The following is a 17,105-nucleotide window of genomic DNA, read 5'->3' on the forward strand; positions in this document are numbered from 1 at the left end:
CGCGGCCTCGGCAAAATCAAAGCTGCTGTGCTGGCCGGCGTAAAGCAGCGCATCCTTCAGCGGCCAGCCCAGATCCAGCAAGGCCACACGCTGCCCTGACGGCAACGCCAGGATCTGCTCGGGCGTCATCACTCTGTGCTTGCCGTGCCCCTGGGCCGCGCCCGCATCGCGCCACAGCGACTGTTGCAGCAAGCCTGCCCAATGCACAGCAGCGGTGGAACAGCCCACGCCAGGCCGGCTGCCCAGCACCAGCAACAGCCGGCCGCTGCGCGGCATAAGCGCAGCCTCCTGGCGTACCGTACTGGCCTGCTTGAGCAAACGCTCCGTGATTTGCCGCAACTCGACGGCATTGCCCGGGTCAACAAAATCGCTGACACCTGCGCGCAAGGCCGCGATCGCGCAGCCCGGCGCATGAACGCTGCCCAGCGCCACGCGCGGCACACCGGGCCAAGCGCTACCGGCCCACTGGGCCAGCGCCGCCGCCGCGCCTTCCTGCTGCGCCGCCAGGAAATCCAGGAACAACAAGGATGGCGCCGCCTGCATGGCGGCCTCCAAGGCGCCGGCTTCCGGCATAACCTGACGGATCACGCCCTGCCCGGCCAGCAACACGCCCAGCTCATGCGCCAGGCCCTCATCCGCAGAGCACAGCAGCAAGACAGGCGGCAGCTCGGCCGCGAGGTCCTGTTCAGCAAGCCCGATCATGTTCATTCCATTAGCGCGAGAAGCCTGGCAAACCCTGGCCGGCAGCAGGGCCCAACAGGAAATAGGACCAGCCGTTGGTCGCCTTGTCGTTCTGTTCCTGGGTTTCGCCTGGCAATGGCAAAGTCACACCCTTGGCAATCGGACGCACCAGGCGCGGGGTCACCACGATGACCAGTTCGCGTTCTTTCTGCTCGTACTTCATGTTGCGAAAGAACGTGCCGATGATGGGCAGGTCGCCCAGGAACGGGAATTTATCGACGTTGGCAGTGGTCTCGCGCGACACCAGGCCGCTGATCACGAAGCTTTCGCCATCCGCCAGTTCCACCATGGTGTCGGCCCGGCGCGTGCGTATGGCAGGAATCAAGGAATCCCCCACGGCAATGGCGTTGCTGTAATCCAGGTCGCTCGCTTCCGGCGCGATTTTCAGCGCGATGCGGTCGGCAGACAGCACCGTCGGGGCAACACTCAAGCCTATCCCGTAGGATTTGAATTCGACATTCTGGGTGCCCAGGGAACCCGATGCGGGCACAGGAATTTCGCCGCCCGCCAGGAAGCTGGCGCTTTGGCCCGACAAAGCCACCAAGGTGGGTTCGGCCAGAATGCGCGCCATGCCATTATTTTGCAGCAGGTTCAGCGAAGCGCCGAAGTTGGTTGCGCTATAGAGAAGAGAAAAACCATCACCAATAACATTGGCTTCACCTGCGTTGTTACCGCCTTGCCAGCTTGTTGGTTTCTTGCCCTTGACTGCGTCGTAACCGATGCGGCCGCCGCGCCAGTTGATGCCCACTTCTTTCAGCACGCTGGTGTTGACCTCCACCACTTTGACTTCAACCTGCACCACTTGATTGGGGCCCACCGTGGAGGCATCGACAATGCGGTCCGGCGCGGCGCTGGCAGCGGCCACGGCGGCTGCATTACGATGCGACACCAAGGTATCGGAATGGCCGCTGATCACAGCCGCATCCCCGGAAGCATCCACCTGAGCCTGCACCGGCTGCTGGCGCGTCAGCATGCTGGCATGCACATCACTGACAACGCGCACCGGCCAGCGCTGCGGCTGTTGCTGCCCGCGCGACCAGACCTGTACGGTGGTACGCCCGGGTTTCAGGCCTTGCACAAACACATCCGCCTGCCGGTTGGCCGACAGAATCTGCACATCCGCCACGGCGGGGTCATCAATCAATACCCGCACCGGCACACCGGCAACCGGCAGCATCAGCTGGGTGCGTTCGGCCATCACGATTTCCTGCCCCTGGGCCGCCACGGCCACTGGCCGCTGCGCCTGAGTCTGGGCCAGGGCAGTGCCCGAGCAGGACAGCGCCAGCAAACACGCTGCCGCCAGCAGGCGCACACCGCCGCCCAAGGAAGGGTTGAAAGCGTTGCCCCGCCTGCCGTGCCCCTGAGGCTTGCGCAGCCCAGTGGCCATTTCCAATGAATTCATCTCTGTATTCCGCCTGTATCTGAAGGATTCATGAGCTGGGTTTGGCCCTGCCTCAATAACGCACCTGTTCGCGCTGGCTGCCACGGACAACCTCGATGCTGCGCACCGGCGCCTGAGCGGCACGCGCTGCCCGCACCTGCTGTTTCTTTTTCTCTTCCGGCTTTTCCACCTTTTCCGGCTCCGGGCCGGACAGCTGCAGCAGGCTTTCACCCGCGTAGGCCCGGTTCGCGCCTTGCTGGAGCAATTCCTTTTCTTCCGGTTTGAGATCCGGGCGGCCGGCCAACAGCAACTGGCGTGCCGGGAACAGGGCCGGGTCCGGCCTGGCTTCATCTTCAGGTGAACGCAACACCAGCTGCAGCTTGCCATTGCGGCCCGCCAGCAATAATTCATTGACCTGATCCACAGGCACAGCCAGCACCGCCGTCCGTGGCGCCGCGTTATTCACGCTATTGCGCGGCGCACGGCTATTGGCGCCAGCGCTGGCTGAGACACGCTGCCCCTTGCCCCCTTCTTTTTCGTCCGGCAAGGGCTCACGCTGGGGCGGGCCGTCCACGGAGTCGATGCCGTAGGCAAGCACCCGCTGCCGCGACTGCAACAGACGCGATTGCGTCCCGCCGATTTCGCCACTTTTGTTAAAGGTCAGGAAGATATCGACCAGATCACCCGGGACGATATGCGCCGCCGGACCGGACTGTTCATCGACAGCCAGCGTCACGGCGCGCTCGCCTTCCTTCAGGTAGCGCGACAGGCCGCGCATCAAAGCCTGGCTGGTGACTGGCTCTCCCGGCGCGACATCGAAGCGCAACAGTTCGCCGATCACTGCCTCCGGCTTGTCAAACGAGGCGGCGGGCTGGGCCTGCCATTGCTCGACCATCAAGTCTTCGCCGCGCAAGGGTTGGCCCGCCACCAATTGGCGCGCCGCGACCAATACCGGATATTGCGGCGGAGGCGGCGCCTGTTCCGCCGGCGCGGCTGCCTGCGGCGCACTGGCAGGGGGCACCGGCGCGCTTTCGCGCGACAGTTTGAAGGCAAAGAGGCCCAATATCACGGCCAGCGCAATCAGCACGACTGCCGCAATTTTGCTTAGGTTACTCATGGGAATAACGCTCCTGAGCGATAGTTTTGTATGAATTTTTCATGGGTATCAGGCAATCCGCCGCGCCTCGCGGCGGTCAGCCGCGCCGCAAGCGCACCGTCGCGCTGGCATGCAGGGTGTCGGGAATCCAGCATTGACCGGCCTGCGCATCCGCGCTGGCATTCTGCGCACCGCATCCGTCCTGCCCGCCAAACACACCCGACAAGGTGCCCAGCAGACCGATCAGCGGCCATTCGCTGGAGGCATAACTCACGGAGACGATCAGGCAATCGGCCGATCCTCCCGGGCACTGCGGCGTGCCCGCGCGCACCAGGCTCAGCTGATTGCTTTCCAGCACCCAGCCGTCTGCCGCCCTCGCAACAGCTGCCTTGACCTCATGCATATAAGCGGGCGCCAACGCCTGGCCGTGTTCATCGGCATACGGCCATTCATCCTGCGCCAGGACCAGCGCCACCCGGGCGCCCTCACCCGCTGCCTGGGACAGACGCTGCTGCACCCAGAACAGCGAGCCATAAGAGATGACGCCGAACAGAATGACCAGAAACAAGGTGATGACCAGCGCAAACTCAATCGCCGCGGCACCCCGCTGGCGATAGCCCGGCATAGCCGCGCCGGACAAATCCGCGCCAGGCAAGCCTGCCGGCCGGAAAAAACGGCCTGGCCTCTTCTGCGCGCAGGCGGATGCATAGTCGCCGCGCATCTCAGCCTCCCGCCAGCGGCTTATCCAGCTGCACGCGTGTGGTGGCATAAGCCGCCAAACGTTCTGGGGCGATCAGCGCAATCAGGCCCATGGTCATATCCGGCGCCAGCGGCGCTTTCTTCCAGTCATAGGACACGACGACTTCCAATTGATTGGGCCGCGTGCTGACCGCAGCTGGGCACTGGCCATGCAAGGAGCCAGCCAGTTTTTTCAGTTGCGCCGCCCCGTCAAGTTCCAGGCCGCAAACGGCAATATTCAAAGGGTCTGCCGTCCCGGCGCCCCGGCCCTGCAGCCAGGACAAGGTTTCTGCCGCATTCAGCATGGCAACGGCATTCTGCGCGCGCGCCTGCAGCTCATTGCCGGCCGACACGCCCGGCCAGCGCAGGGCATAGCGGGCCACGTCCTGCGCCGCCAGGTTGAGGCTTTGCTGCGTGGCATAAATCAGGCCGTACACGATGATGCCGTAGAGCACCATGAACAAAATCACAAAGGTAAAAGCAAATTCCACGGCATAGGCGCCAGATTGCCTTTTCGCGCCTGGCGCGCGGGCGCCCGGCAAGCAGGAGGTCAGGCGGCAGCCAGCGCCACGCTTTCCCGCTGCCGCCCCTGCACGCCCGGCATGCCTAACTGAGTCACAGGCGCGCCAGACTGACGACATCGAATACTGCCGCATGTTGAATTACCTTTATTCCAATAACTTCCAGATCAGCCAAACGATGGCTGTCAGCGCAATAAAACCGGCATATGGAACGCCTCTATTTTCCTTGCGCCCGTGGTGACGGCAATAGAAAAACAGACAAAGCGCATACACACCCGCAGGCACGCCAGAAATCAAAACAATCCAAAGAGACGATTTCCAGCCCAAGACAAAACCCAGCACAGCAATAAACTTGACATCCCCTGCCCCCATGACGCGCTTTAGCCAAAATGGCAGAAAGGCGAAGCCCAATAAAAAGCCTGCGGCGGAGGATATCCAATCGAACTCATAGACTGCACATTCCAGCTGCCCTGACTGCCCGCACAGCAGCAGCCAGGGCAATTGCAAGATCAGGGCAAAGAGCAAGATGAGATTGGGAACTTTTCTTCGGGAGAAATCACTAACCATCACTCCCAAAAAGAACAGCATGACAAACAAAACCCATGTACTCAAAAAGCCTCCCGCTATACATTCATCTTATTCTTGACCCTTGCTTTCAGGATGCCCAGGGTGTTTAAGTCCCCGTCGCACCGTTCAACTTACCGCTAACACGACCAAACAGCTCACTCAAATCTTCGCCTAAGGCAGTCAATGCCACGATAATCCCAACCGCAATCAAACCCGCAATCAAGCCGTACTCAATGGCCGTTGCACCGTCTTCGTCCTTCAGGAATCGCATGATTTGCGCTTTCATAACTTGCTCCAAATAAAAAATAGACATACAGATACGCCTGCCATTTTCAGGCAGACTCTGGCATGAACGGATTCCATCCCGTTATTCCAAACCCGCTAATTCAGGAAATAACGAGATTAATGGCATTTGCGCACACGCATCTACCCCCATGCCGTTCACATGAGAATTTTGCGATATTTCCTTGCGGATATGTAGCGAGTTTTTCGATATTCAAAAATATTGGAATATCTATCTCGCAACGCAAACATTAAAATCGCAACTATTTTTTAAAAGGCTTGCAGGAAATCATTCTTTTCCCATTCCAGGACATCACAAAAACCGCAAATAAATCAAAGATTTTCGAATTTTCCTGAATTAAGAAAAATCCGTTCCTGAAGATTCTTATTCCATTTCAGTAATATTCAGCCATTGCGCAGCATCCTGCTTCAAGGCTTCCATGCTTTCGCGCAACATGCCTTGCATCATCCGCACCGCACCTTCGCCGTAGTTGTCCAGCAAGCGGCGATTCAGCTCCGCGACCGCACGCGAACGGTTTTTCAGGACTTCAGCGCAACGCCCCATGACGGGCATCAGCAAAACGATCCGGCGGTCCAGCGGGTGGCGGGCGCGGGTGATGTAACCCGTGCGCTCCAGCCTGTCCGCCATGGCGGCGGCACCGCCATAACTGATCCCCATCAGCTGGGCCAGTTGCCCTGCCGCCAGCCCATCGAAGGCCGCGATATATTCCAGCGCCGAGAAATCCGCCTGCGGCAGGCCGGCGCGCTCAGCTTGCGCAGCCTGGGCTGCACGCCCATAGACGCCAAGCTGCATGGCCAGCGCAGCCGTCATTCCAAGCAGGAAGTCCGTATCCTGCGCCTGCGCCGGCATGACCGGGCGCATGGCGCTATTGGAAGAATGCCTGAGAAAACGTTCGCCGCCCGTGACGCCGGACCGTTCCATCGCAATAGATTCATTCACCGCATACATAATCAAACTTCCTGCTTTCAAGCGATACGCTTGGGCATCGCCCAAATTTTTTACCGAGAGGGCATGGCGCCGTTTGACGGGCGCCATGCTGCCAATTGCCTGTTCTAAATGGCCGCGCTACTTAGCGGGCGCCGCCCAGGCCGCCCGTCAAACCGCCCAGCAAACCGCCCACCAGGCCAGTGACCGGCGCCAGCAGCCCGCCATTGGGCTGTCCGGCTTCACCGCCGCTGGCCGGCTGACCGCCCAAGCCACCGAGCAAGCCGCCCACCAGCCCCGTGACGGGCGACAGCAGACCGCCTTCAGCGCCGCCCTCACCGCCCAGACCCAGACCACCCAGGCCCAAGCCTTCGGTCAGGGATGCCACGGCACCCGTCGCATTGCCAAGAATGGCGCCCAGCGGGTTTCCTGCGTCGGGATGATTGGGGTTAAGCAAGGCGCCCACGCTGGAAACCGTGTCACCCAGACCGCTGACCAGGCCGCCCACACCGGCGATGGGCAGCGTGCCGCCCAGTTGATCGCCCAGGCTGCTGACCACACCGCCCAACTGCGTAGTCACGCCATCGACCGTTGCGCCCAGACCGGTAGCGCCACCCAGTTGCTGGGTCAGGCCAGTGACCGTGCCCAGCACCGGGCTGACCACACCGTCCAGGGTTTCGCCGACACTCGCCAGCGTCGGCGACAGGCCCAGCGGCAGAACGTTATCCAGGGCCTGGCCGGTATTGCCCAGCGCCGTCACCAGAATCGGAGCGGCCTCGCCGCCGCCGATGCCGCCGATCAAACCGCCGTCACCGCCCAACAAGCCTCCCAGCAGGCCGCCCTCGCCGCCACCGCCCAGCAAACCGCCTACCAGGCCAGTGACCGGCGCCAGCAAACCGCCCTCACCGCTGCCCACGCCGCCCGCGCCACCCACGCCGCCCAGCAAGCCGCCGCCCTCGCCGCCCAGCAGACCGCCCACCAAGCCAGTCACCGGTGCCAGCAGGCCCCCTTCAGCCTGGCCGCCCGTGAGGCCGCCCAGGTTCAGCAGCCCGCCCGTAGCCAGGTTGCCTGTCAGTTCACCCGCACCTTGCGTGGTGTGATTCAAGATTTGCGCCACCGGCTGGCCGCCCTTGGCGGTCTTCGCATCCAGCAGACCGCCAGCGCTGCCAACCGCACGGCCGGTTTCGCTAACCAGGCCGCCTACCCCTTGGCCCAGACCCAAGGGCAGATTGATGTCCTGCACCCGGTCGCCCAGCGCCGTAACGGTTTCCCCCAGATTGCCCGTCAAGCCGCTGACCGCGCCGCCCAAGCCTGTCGCCGCCCCCACTTGCTGAGTGACGCCAGTCACTTGAGACACCACGGGCGCCGCAACGCCGTCCAGTGATTGGCCTACACCGCCCAGCGTCGGCGCCAGCCCCAGGTTGACCAGATTATCAACCGCTGCGCCAGTATTGCTCAGTGCCGTTTCCAGCACGGCCTGATGCCCCGGCGTCAGGTCCATTTGCGTGGTCAGCGTGAGCTGGCTGCTGACAGCCTGGGCTTGCGCGGACGCCATCAGCAGCATGGCCGCCAGCGTCAGGCGGTTGCCGATGCGGCGGCTGAAGCGCACGCGCTTGGCTGCCAGGGGTTGGTTCTGCATGTTTTTCTCCTAATTCAGGTCATCAAAAATTTCACCTGCCGTGCTCTCCGGCAGCGCCCCCGGTTCCCCGGAAGCCCCCTGCCGCCGGAAAGCGGCTCGATGGCTTGGGCCATTCGATGATTGTTATTAAGCAAAAACCGTGCCAAATTTCAGATAAATACGTTTGAAAAGTATTGAAAAATCTTTGAAATCCTTTTTTTTCTTTAAAAACAAAGAGATGAGAAAAATGCTTGTCACAAATGAAATAGGCGGCGAGTGTCTGACACTCGCCGCCTAGCGTTTTTTGACTAGCCAACAGGTAACATTTGATGCTTTATGTTCCCGGTGTTACGTTACATGCGTAACGTTTTTCAAGGTTTTCTCACCACCCCCGATAGAACAGGGAATAGCTTGCATTGAAGCGCCAGCTATCGGCCGGCAAAGCGGGACTCACATCACGCAAGGGCCGCGCCAGATTGAAATTGAATAGGTAATGGCGCTGGTCCGTCACTCTGACACCCAGCCAGACCGAGGCCAGCGCTTGCCTGCCGATCAGATCGCCGCGCAGGCCGTTGTACCAGGCAGCGGCGTAATCCGCGCCCGCATACGGAATGACATCGGACAAGCCCGTCCAGCCCGTCTGCAAGCGATGGCTAAGCTCCGCTTCCAGGCCCAGGCCTTTATCGCCGCCAATCGCGCCTTGCTCGTACCCCATGCCGTAACGCCACTTGCCGAATGACACCTGCTCGGCTGTCGGCAAACGCTGGGCGCTGTACTGGAACAGCGCCCCCAGGCGCAACTGGGTACGCTGCGTCAGGGGAATCGTGTCACTGGCATTCAACTTGACGCTCAGGTAATCCAGCTCAGCCGCCTGCGCCGCGACATCGCGATACATGTTCTGGGTCGCCGCGGGCCCCAGCAATGCCGCCAACAAGGGCGAAAACGTATAGTCCGTGCGCGCGCCCATCCCCTTCCAGCCTTTGGCCAGCCCCAGCGTGACTCTGTGCTGCGACTGCCAAGGGCCGTTACCGGAATAGTTCATTTCCGCATAAGCCGCCCGGCTGCGCGTCCGCTGGTCGATGGCAAGCTGCCCTGGCAGGATATCCCGCAATTGCCAGCGCTCATTGCTGTCCACCGCCTGCAGACCCGCCCGCCATTGCCAGAAATGGCCGGGCGCGCCCGCCACGTCATAGCGCAATCCCGTCGCCAGGCGCTGGTTTTTGATGCGGCGCTGAAAGCTCAGCGCACCCTCTTCCAAGGGGCGTGATTCATAGTGATAGCCCTCACCCTCCCAGCTTAGCCCCGCATCGTTCAAAGGCAGCTCTATCGCGCCGCGCACATAACGGACATCCTCGCGTTCCAGGGGAATGGACGCCGCCACTGAAATTTTCTCTCCCAGCGCGGTCGAGCTATTCAGTGTCACGCCGACCAAGGGCTGATTGCCCGTGCCCATATCACTCAGCGTCGCGCTGGCCAGCACCCCTTCGCGGCTGGCCTCAATCACCATGGCCGTCGCGCCATCCGCGCGGCGCGGCCAGTCCAGCCGGGGAATGATGCTGATCCCCGGCGTCAGGCGCATCAAAGTCAGCACGCCATCCAGGGTCTCACGGCGCAAGGGCCGCTCTTCCGTCAATTTCTGCGCCAGGCGGTCCAGCCGTTCCTGCACCGGGCCGACATCCCCGGTAAAAACCACCTGCGCAATATAGCCCTCGACCACCGTCACCTTGACGATTCCCTGGCTGAAATCCTGGTGTTGCAGCAACGCATAGGACAGGGAAAAACCGCGCTGCTGATACAGCCGGGTAATGGCATTGACTTCCTGGGCGAGCGCGGCCACCGTGGTTTCCCGGCCCGCCAGAGGCTCCAGGAGCGCCACCACCTCATCAAAAGGCACGGCCGTCACCCCTTCCACGACAAAACTGCGCGGCGTCACGCTTTGCGCCAGCACAGCAGCAGTTTCGGCCTCACCAGGCCGCTGCCCCGCTGGCGCCAGCTGGCCGGCTGCTGGCGGCGCGGCCGGCTGGCGCAATGCCGGCACGGCATCCACCGGATTGCCGCGCAAGGCCTGCGCATGAGCCCCCGCGGCCAGCGTCAACGCCAGCAATACCCCACTTCCACGCGCCCATCCACCCGGCCCATGTTCAACGTTCACGCAATGCCTCCCTGGCCCGGTTCAAGGGCTTGATCAGATAATCCAGAATACTTTTGCTGCCGGTGCGGATATCCACTGCCGCGATCATCCCCGGCACGATAGGAAACTGCGAACCCGCCTTGTTCACCAAGGCGTCGCTATCCGTCAGGATGAATACCCGGTAATAAAAAACATCGGGCTTGACCTCATCGCGGATGGTGTCGGGAGAAATCGTGACGACCTTGCCGGGCAAGCCGCCATAAATGGCGTAGTCATAAGCCGTGATCTTCACCATGGCGGCCTGTCCGGGATGAATAAAGGCAATATCACGCGGCGCAATACGCGCCTCGACCAGCAATTGCTCACCCAGCGGCACGATTTCCATCAGGCGGCCATTGGGCGGCACGACGCCGCCGATGGTGGTCACCTCCACATCCTTGACCACGCCGCGCACCGGCGAGCGGTGCGTCAACCTGTCGAGCACATCCGAACGCCCCTTTATCACGGACGACAAGGCTTCGACCTCGGCATTGGCCCGCGCCAGCTCTTCCCGCGCCTGCACCATATAGCCGGATTCCGCCTCATCGAGCTTGAGCTGCAGTTCCGCGCGCTGACGCTGCAGACGGATCAGTTCCACATTGCTGGCCGCCCCCTCTTCGGCCAGGCGCGCGGTAATCGACAACTCCCGGCTGACCAGTTCCAGCGAACGCTTGAGACCCGTCACCGATTGGCGCAGCCCCTCACGGCGGGAACGGAACAGACGGGTTTCGGCATTGCGCAAGGTCTGCCAGTCTTTCAGTTCTGGCGGGAAACGGATTTCCCCGGCCCCGGACACCTCGGCCTGCAAGCGGGCAGCGCTCGCCAGCGCGGCGCGATAGCGGGCCGCGCTTTCCTCCACGTTGGACGCTGACTGCGTCGGATCCAGCCGGGCCAGCACCTGGCCCTTTTCCACGATATCCCCTTCGGCTACCAGCAACTCCGTGACAATGCCGCCCTCCAGCGATTGCACAAGCTGCTCGCGCGAAATCGGAACCACCCGGCCGCTGCCCGAAGACACCTCATCGACCTCGAACCACCAGGCCCAGCAGAAAAACAGCAAAAGAATCACGACCAGAGCCTGCACCAGCCGCCGGGCGCGGCGCAATGGCATTTCCCGCTGCGCCAGTTCATCATGCAAGGCGGCCAGGCTGCCCGGCCGTGCGGCCTGCCTGGGCGGCCCATGGGACACCAACGCGCCCGGGCTGCCGCCCGGCTCTGCGGACGGCCTGAGTTGGGGCAAAGTCATGACTGGCTCCCCGTGCTTCCGGCTGGCGGCTGGTGCCGCCCGGCGGTCCCGCCGCCTTTCATCTGGCGCACCAGGTCTTCCTTGCGCGAATCAATCGCCACACGGCCCCGGTCCAGCACCAGCACGCGGTCCACCAAGGCCAGCACGCTGGTGCGATGCGTGGCCACCACCAGCGTGCGCCCGGCGCTATAGTGGCCCAACGCTTCGATCACCTGTTTTTCGCTCGCCTCATCCAGGGCGGAGGTAGGCTCATCCAGCAACAGAACCGATGGCTCACGCAACAAGGCGCGCGCCAGCAGCAGGCTCTGGCTCTGCCCGCCAGACAGGCCGGTGCCGCCTTCCCGCACCAAATGATCCAGCCCCATCGGCAAGGTCTGCACAAAGCCCCAGGCGCCAGCCAGACGCATTGCGGCTATCAATTGCTCATCCGTAGCGTCCGGCGCGGCCAGGCACAGGTTTTCCCGCAACGTGCCATGAAACAGGCGCCCTTGCTGGCTGACCAGCGCCACATCGCGCCGCACATCCGCCGCGTCCAGATGCCCCATATTGATGCCATCGAGCAGCAAGGCGCCATGGCCGGTTTCCGTCAGCCCCGCCAACGCCCGCAGCAAGGTGGACTTGCCGGAGCCATTCTTGCCCAGCACGGCAATACGTTCGCCCGCGGCAATCTTCAAGGCGCCAATCTGCAGCACCGGGGTTTCCGGCTCGTAGCCGAAGACGGTATCGCGCAATTCATAACTGCCCTGGATGACCGGCCGGTGCACCTTGCGCTCACCCGCCTGATCCAAAGGCAATTTCATGATCTGATCCAGGCCTTCCTTGGCGACCTTGGCCTGCTGCCAGCGGTTCAGCACCTGTCCCAGCTGCGCCATGGGGGAAATCATGCGCGAAGAGAGAATAGAGGCAGCAACCAGCACCCCCGTTGTCATCTCGCCATCCATGACCATAGGCGCGCCGAAGAACACGACAAAAGCAAAGACGGAGGCCTGCACCGCCTGAATCCATACCGTGAGGGTATGAGTCAGGTGGCGCAATTCCATATTGCTTTCCGCCGTGACCTCGTTGTAGTGATTCCACTGATTCTGGAAGCGTTGCTCTGCCTGCAGCAGCTTGATATCTTCGCCGCCCTGCACCGCCTCAACCATGATGGCGTGGCGCAGCGACGACTCTTTGATGGCAGCGGCCGCCAGACGCCGCAGGCGCTTTTGCATCAGCAGGCCCGGCAGCACCAGCAGCACGGCAGCCGCCAGCGGAATCCAGACCATCTGGCCTGCGATCATGGCGAATACCAGGCAGAACACAATGAAAAACGGCATGTCCGCCACCGCTGCCAGGGTGGTGGAGGTAAACATCTCCCGCACCCCTTCCAGCTCCCGCAACTGGGACAGGAACGTGCCGGTCGCCTTGGGCCTGGCGCCCATGCGTACCCGCAGCGCATGGCCAAAAACCGCATCGGATATCCGCAAGTCCGCCTGCTTTCCCATCCAATCCGTGATCGTCATGCGAGCGCGCCGCAAAGCAAAATCACAGCCCAGCGCCAGCAGCACACCGCCGAACAAAACATAGAGCGTCGGCATGGAGCCCGAGGGAATGACCCGGTCATAGACCTGCATGGAGAACAACACCCCGGCCAAGGCCAGCAGATTCGCCACCAGCGACGCCAGCATGATGTACCCGTAAGGGCGCAGGTCAGGCACGGCCAGGCGGCGAAACCAGCCTTCATCGGCATCGGCAGCCATGCCCGCCACCCGGCTATCACCAGGCAAATGGCGCGGGCGGCACAAAACCAGCGCTTCTGTCTGCGCGTGCAACTCAGCCACCGGCATCTGGCGCACCATGCCTTGGTCACCTGCGAATCCCAGCGCACAGTGCCCGGCGCCGTGCTCATATTCATGCAGCACGGCCAACTGCCCGTCGCGCAACACCACGATCACCGGCAGCAGCCACGAGCTCAGGCGCGAGAAATCCGGCTTGGCATAACGCAAGGCCAAGCCGGCCTGGCGCGCCATTTGCCGCACCATTTCACGTTCATCTCCCGCCTGCGACCAGCTTGCCGAGACGCGGATATGCTCGGGAGAGACCTCCAGGCGGTAATGGCGCGCCAGCTGCAACAGGGCTTCCTGCCAGCGCTCACGCACAGCGTCGCGCTGCCATCCTGCGTCAGTTGCCGTCATCCACTGCCTCCCAGTTCATACTGCGGCTGCCGCCCAGGCCCATGAAACGGCGCAAGCCGCCCGACAGTTGCAGGCAATCCAGTTGCAGCAAGCTCATATCGAAACGGTGATTGATGGTTTCCATACGGGCCTGGTGGAGTTCCTGCTCGGCATTGAGCAGATCCAGCAGGCTGCGCGTGCCCAGGTCAAGATACTGCTTGCGGTACAGATCCCGCGTCTGGCGCGTGCTGCGCTCACGCTCCAGCAAGATATCCTCGCGTTCATTGCCGCTTAGCGCGCGCGTGACGGTTTCATACAACTGCCGTTCGGTCTTGACGCGCACCTTTTCCATGGCGGCATCCGCCGCCCCGGTGGCATATGTCGCCGCACGCCGCTGGGCTACCGTTGCCCCGCCCTGGTAAAGCGGAGCGCTGACTTCAAGCGCAACCGTCACGCCATCACCGTTATAGGAAGCAGGCATGCTATTGAGCGCCCGGTTGGACTGCCCTTTCAGCGACAGAGTCGGCAAACCATTGGCCCGCGCCAGGTCCTGTTCGGCGCGGGCGCGCAAGCGCTCGGCGCGCGCCTCCAGCATGGCAGGAATGCTGTCCCACTGCGGCTTGGCCGTCATGCAGGAACGCCCCATGGCCAGCGGCAACTCTTCGTCGATTTCCGGCGGCTCGCGCAAGCCAGTCAGGGATTGCAGATTGCTGAGCCAACGCGCCCGCTCGGTTTCCATCGACAAGACCGCCGCCCGCGCCGCAGCCAGGCGCGCCTGCGCCTGTACCGCGTCAGACTGATTGCTGGCCCCCAGCTCATTGCGGCGCCGCGCCAGCGCGGCAATGGCTGCGACCCCATCAACCTGCTCGCGCGCCACACGCAGCAGCTGCGCATAACGCAACGCATCCACCACCGTACCGGCAGTATCACGCGCCACTTCATCAACCATGGATAACAAGCCCGCCTGCGCGACGAGTTCACCGGCCTGCGCCACCCCCACCGTGGATGACACCTTGCCAAAGTCATACAACATCTGTGACACCGACAGGTTCAGCATTTGCACCTGTCTGCGGGTGGCGCCACCCTCCGTATTGGAATGGAATTGCGTGCTGATGCCGCCTTGCACCTGCGGCAGATAAGCGGCTTTGGCCACTCGGATTTGCTCGCCTTCCTGAAGAATCCGGCCCAGCTCCTGATTGATGGCAGGATGCCAATCGACGGCCAGCCCCACCAGTTCCATCAACGGCAAGGGGCCAGCTGGCGCAGGCGCCCCTTCCTGCTGCGCCAGCGACGCCTGGCGCAAACGGAAGAGTTCGGCCAAAGATGCGGGAGCAGGCGGCACGGGCGGCGGCAAGACCGCCGCGCCAAGCGTCTGGGACTCGTCGGGCTCGTCGGGCTCATCGGCCCAGGCAGGCTCGGGCGCCACCGGCCCGCTGGCGGCGTCCAGCGCTTCCTGCGCCGCACGATCAGCCGCTGTGTCTGGCTGTGGCCAGGTATATGCCGTCTCTGCCGTCACCGGCGCTGTCTCCGCTTCGACGGGTTCAACTGCCTCGGCTGTTTCGGCTGGCGCAACTAGCGCCGCATGCCTGCCATCACCGCCATCACTGACAGGCGGCTGCCAACTCACGGCATCCGGCACGACCAGCGGCAAGCTATCTACAGGCAAAAGGCGCCGGTGGGCGCCCAATTCCTGTGCCTGCGCAACGCCATCGGGGGCATGCAACAGCCATGCCCCCGCACAAGCCAGGGCCAATGCCCTGGCACGCCAGCGTCCGCCACACTGGCGGACGCTTGAGCCGTCTGGCCCTGCCTCAATAGACCAATGCATTTTGCTGCAGCAAGTCATCCAGAGAGACGCTGGCCGGGCCAGCCAGCAAGGCCTCGTCCGGCATGGCCGGAGCCGCCACGGGGGCCGCCAGTACCGATTCAATACTCTCGGCCACCTCCTCCTGTCCGCCTGTGCTCTCTTGCAGCAAAGCGTCCAGATCCAGGCCTGACTCGGCCAACGCAGGCACATCGGCAGCGGCTGCCGTGTCGTCCGCCTGCGGCGCTTGCGCTGCCTGCAGCAAATCCAGCATCAGAGAGTCCTCGCCATGCTGCGCGCTTTGATCCGCCTCATGCTCCTCACGCGTCTCATGCTCCGCCGCTGCCGCCACGGCATCCGCCGCGCCCCCGTCATCGCTCACGTCATGCTCGGCCGCTGCCAGTTTGGCGGCTCCGGGTTCGACGACTTCACCCTTGATGTCTATGGTCAGCTTGGCCTGCGCGCTCTGGTTGCGATCCGCGTCATAAATTTCATAGACGAACACATCGCTCTTGCCCACATTGGCCGTATCCGCATAGGCCTGATATGAGTAGCTGCCATCGGCATACACGGTCAGCACACCGTACTGGCCAACAATTTCAGTCGTCCCGTCCGCATTGACCGGCGTCCCGTTGACCTTGTTCAGGCTCGTGGAATCGTACTTGGCGTCGTCTTCCATCATGTTGCCCGTTACCGCAGCCACTTTGATGTCATCCGGGCCGGCTGTATTGATATCGGTCACCATGTAGCTGGTGGTCGATACCTTGATGGTTTCCAGCAGGCTGACGCCGCCCGTTTCCTCGACCAATACCTTGTACTTGCCTTCCGGCAGCACAACGCCGTCAATCTTGACGCTGGGGCTCAGGCCCAGCAGATTAATCCCGATGAACTTGTCCTTGAAGCTCTCATACGGCGCCCACTGGCCATCGGGCAGTTCGTAGTAAATATGCACGCTCACCGTGGTCAGCAAGCCCAGCACGCCGCCGGCCTTGACCTTGAAGCCCACCGTATGCGTCTGGCCGGCTCCCACGTTGATATCGAACGAAGAAGTGCCCGTGAGCAGGTTCAGATCCAGCAGATCCACACCCAGCACTTTATTCAAGCCCACCTTCAGCAGATTCAGGCTAAGGTCGGACTTGGCATAGGCCGCATCCGAGCTGACATTCTTGGCGCCGACCGCAATCGCCATCGTGGCATCCTGCGCATCATCATTCGCCTTGATATGCGCAGGCTCACCCGGCGCGACCGCAGAAGCCGGGTCCGACTCGTTGCCAGCATCATCTTTCAGGCTGACTTGGAATTCCGTCCCGGCTGCCGGCGGCGTCTTGAACATCAGGACAAAATGACCGCTGGCATCCACCTTGCCCGTCACATCCTGACCATTGCCATCCTGCACAGGATTGCCATCCTTGTCCTTCAGGATCACGGTCGCACCGGCTTCACCCTTGCCGGTCAGCGTCTTGCCGTCGGCCTGGAACGCGACATCCGTCGGCGCATCCGGGGCTTCCGTATCAGGATTCGTCGGTGTGCCGGGTGCCGTCACAGCTGTCGGGTCGGACTCATTGCCCGCCGCATCTTGCAGGCTGACTTGAATTTCCGTGCCTGCCGCCGGGGCGGGGTCGATCAACACGGTGAACTCACCGTTGGCGCCCACCTGACCCGTCACCGGCTGGCCGTTTGCATCCAGAATTGGGTTGCCGTTCTTGTCCTTCAAGATCACCGTCGCACCGGCTTCGCCATTGCCGGTCAGCGTCTTGCCGTCGGCCTGGAACGCGACATCCGTCGGCGCATCCGGGGCTTCCGTATCAGGATTCGTCGGTGTGCCGGGTGCCGTCACAGCTG

13 protein-coding genes and 1 pseudogene are annotated in these 17,105 nt (G+C 62.5%); all 14 read right to left on the minus strand.

What is annotated here, in order from left to right; translation table 11 throughout:
- Positions 1 to 702: pseudogene (locus tag ACTJGZ_RS10170) on the minus strand (pilus assembly protein CpaE); the annotation flags it as partial.
- Positions 703 to 712: 10 nt separating this feature from the next.
- Entirely contained in the window at positions 713 to 2,143 is a 1,431-nt protein-coding gene (locus tag ACTJGZ_RS10175; protein ID WP_441662809.1) for a type II and III secretion system protein family protein, read from the minus strand.
- A gap of 52 nt (positions 2,144 to 2,195) precedes the next feature.
- A complete protein-coding gene (cpaB, locus tag ACTJGZ_RS10180; RefSeq protein ID WP_441662810.1) occupies positions 2,196 to 3,239 on the minus strand; it encodes a Flp pilus assembly protein CpaB in 1,044 nt (347 codons plus the stop codon).
- A 76-nt stretch (positions 3,240 to 3,315) separates the two neighbouring features.
- A complete protein-coding gene (locus ACTJGZ_RS10185) occupies positions 3,316 to 3,843 on the minus strand; it encodes a TadE/TadG family type IV pilus assembly protein (RefSeq protein WP_441662811.1) in 528 nt (175 codons plus the stop codon).
- Between the two features lie 97 nt (positions 3,844 to 3,940).
- The gene (locus ACTJGZ_RS10190; RefSeq protein ID WP_441662812.1) at positions 3,941 to 4,447 is read right to left on the minus strand and encodes a TadE/TadG family type IV pilus assembly protein; all 507 of its coding nucleotides are present in this window, start codon (positions 4,445 to 4,447) and stop codon (positions 3,941 to 3,943) included.
- 177 nt (positions 4,448 to 4,624) lie between these two features.
- Entirely contained in the window at positions 4,625 to 5,089 is a 465-nt protein-coding gene (locus ACTJGZ_RS10195; protein ID WP_441662813.1) for an A24 family peptidase, read from the minus strand.
- Between the two features lie 61 nt (positions 5,090 to 5,150).
- Positions 5,151 to 5,330 carry a Flp family type IVb pilin gene (locus ACTJGZ_RS10200; protein WP_441662829.1) on the minus strand — a complete coding sequence of 60 codons (180 nt, stop codon included), beginning with the start codon at positions 5,328 to 5,330 and terminating at the stop codon, positions 5,151 to 5,153.
- 381 nt (positions 5,331 to 5,711) lie between these two features.
- Positions 5,712 to 6,287 carry a MarR family winged helix-turn-helix transcriptional regulator gene (locus tag ACTJGZ_RS10205; RefSeq protein WP_441662814.1) on the minus strand — a complete coding sequence of 192 codons (576 nt, stop codon included), beginning with the start codon at positions 6,285 to 6,287 and terminating at the stop codon, positions 5,712 to 5,714.
- 130 nt (positions 6,288 to 6,417) lie between these two features.
- A complete protein-coding gene (locus ACTJGZ_RS10210) occupies positions 6,418 to 7,911 on the minus strand; it encodes a collagen-like triple helix repeat-containing protein (RefSeq protein WP_441662815.1) in 1,494 nt (497 codons plus the stop codon).
- A 361-nt stretch (positions 7,912 to 8,272) separates the two neighbouring features.
- A complete protein-coding gene (locus ACTJGZ_RS10215) occupies positions 8,273 to 10,042 on the minus strand; it encodes a ShlB/FhaC/HecB family hemolysin secretion/activation protein (RefSeq protein WP_441662816.1) in 1,770 nt (589 codons plus the stop codon).
- Positions 10,032 to 11,306 (minus strand): HlyD family efflux transporter periplasmic adaptor subunit, encoded by a 1,275-nt coding sequence (locus tag ACTJGZ_RS10220; RefSeq protein WP_441662817.1) that lies wholly within the window; start codon positions 11,304 to 11,306, stop codon positions 10,032 to 10,034. The genes ACTJGZ_RS10215 and ACTJGZ_RS10220 overlap by 11 nt, the downstream gene beginning before the upstream one ends.
- The gene (locus ACTJGZ_RS10225) at positions 11,303 to 13,480 is read right to left on the minus strand and encodes a type I secretion system permease/ATPase (RefSeq protein ID WP_441662818.1); all 2,178 of its coding nucleotides are present in this window, start codon (positions 13,478 to 13,480) and stop codon (positions 11,303 to 11,305) included. Before ACTJGZ_RS10225 ends, ACTJGZ_RS10220 begins: the two co-directional genes overlap by 4 nt.
- Positions 13,467 to 15,125 carry a TolC family outer membrane protein gene (locus ACTJGZ_RS10230; protein ID WP_441662819.1) on the minus strand — a complete coding sequence of 553 codons (1,659 nt, stop codon included), beginning with the start codon at positions 15,123 to 15,125 and terminating at the stop codon, positions 13,467 to 13,469. Before ACTJGZ_RS10230 ends, ACTJGZ_RS10225 begins: the two co-directional genes overlap by 14 nt.
- Before the next feature lie 145 nt (positions 15,126 to 15,270).
- Positions 15,271 to 17,105: Ig-like domain-containing protein (locus ACTJGZ_RS10235; protein WP_441662820.1), on the minus strand; the 1,835-nt coding region annotated here is incomplete at its 5' end.

Source organism: Kerstersia sp. (assembly GCF_052103615.1).
GTDB lineage: Bacteria > Pseudomonadota > Gammaproteobacteria > Burkholderiales > Burkholderiaceae_B > Kerstersia.

What these genes read in the sequence shown, in the direction of transcription:
- cpaB (WP_441662810.1), bottom strand. Translation starts at nt 3,239, where the DNA reads ATGAGTAACCTAAGCAAAATTGCGGCAGTCGTGCTGATTGCGCTGGCC.
- ACTJGZ_RS10175 (WP_441662809.1), bottom strand. Translation starts at nt 2,143, where the DNA reads ATGAATTCATTGGAAATGGCCACTGGGCTGCGCAAGCCTCAGGGGCAC.
- ACTJGZ_RS10185 (WP_441662811.1), bottom strand. Translation starts at nt 3,843, where the DNA reads ATGCCGGGCTATCGCCAGCGGGGTGCCGCGGCGATTGAGTTTGCGCTG.
- ACTJGZ_RS10220 (WP_441662817.1), bottom strand. Translation starts at nt 11,306, where the DNA reads ATGACTTTGCCCCAACTCAGGCCGTCCGCAGAGCCGGGCGGCAGCCCG.
- ACTJGZ_RS10225 (WP_441662818.1), bottom strand. Translation starts at nt 13,480, where the DNA reads ATGACGGCAACTGACGCAGGATGGCAGCGCGACGCTGTGCGTGAGCGC.
- ACTJGZ_RS10210 (WP_441662815.1), bottom strand. Translation starts at nt 7,911, where the DNA reads ATGCAGAACCAACCCCTGGCAGCCAAGCGCGTGCGCTTCAGCCGCCGC.
- ACTJGZ_RS10200 (WP_441662829.1), bottom strand. Translation starts at nt 5,330, where the DNA reads ATGAAAGCGCAAATCATGCGATTCCTGAAGGACGAAGACGGTGCAACG.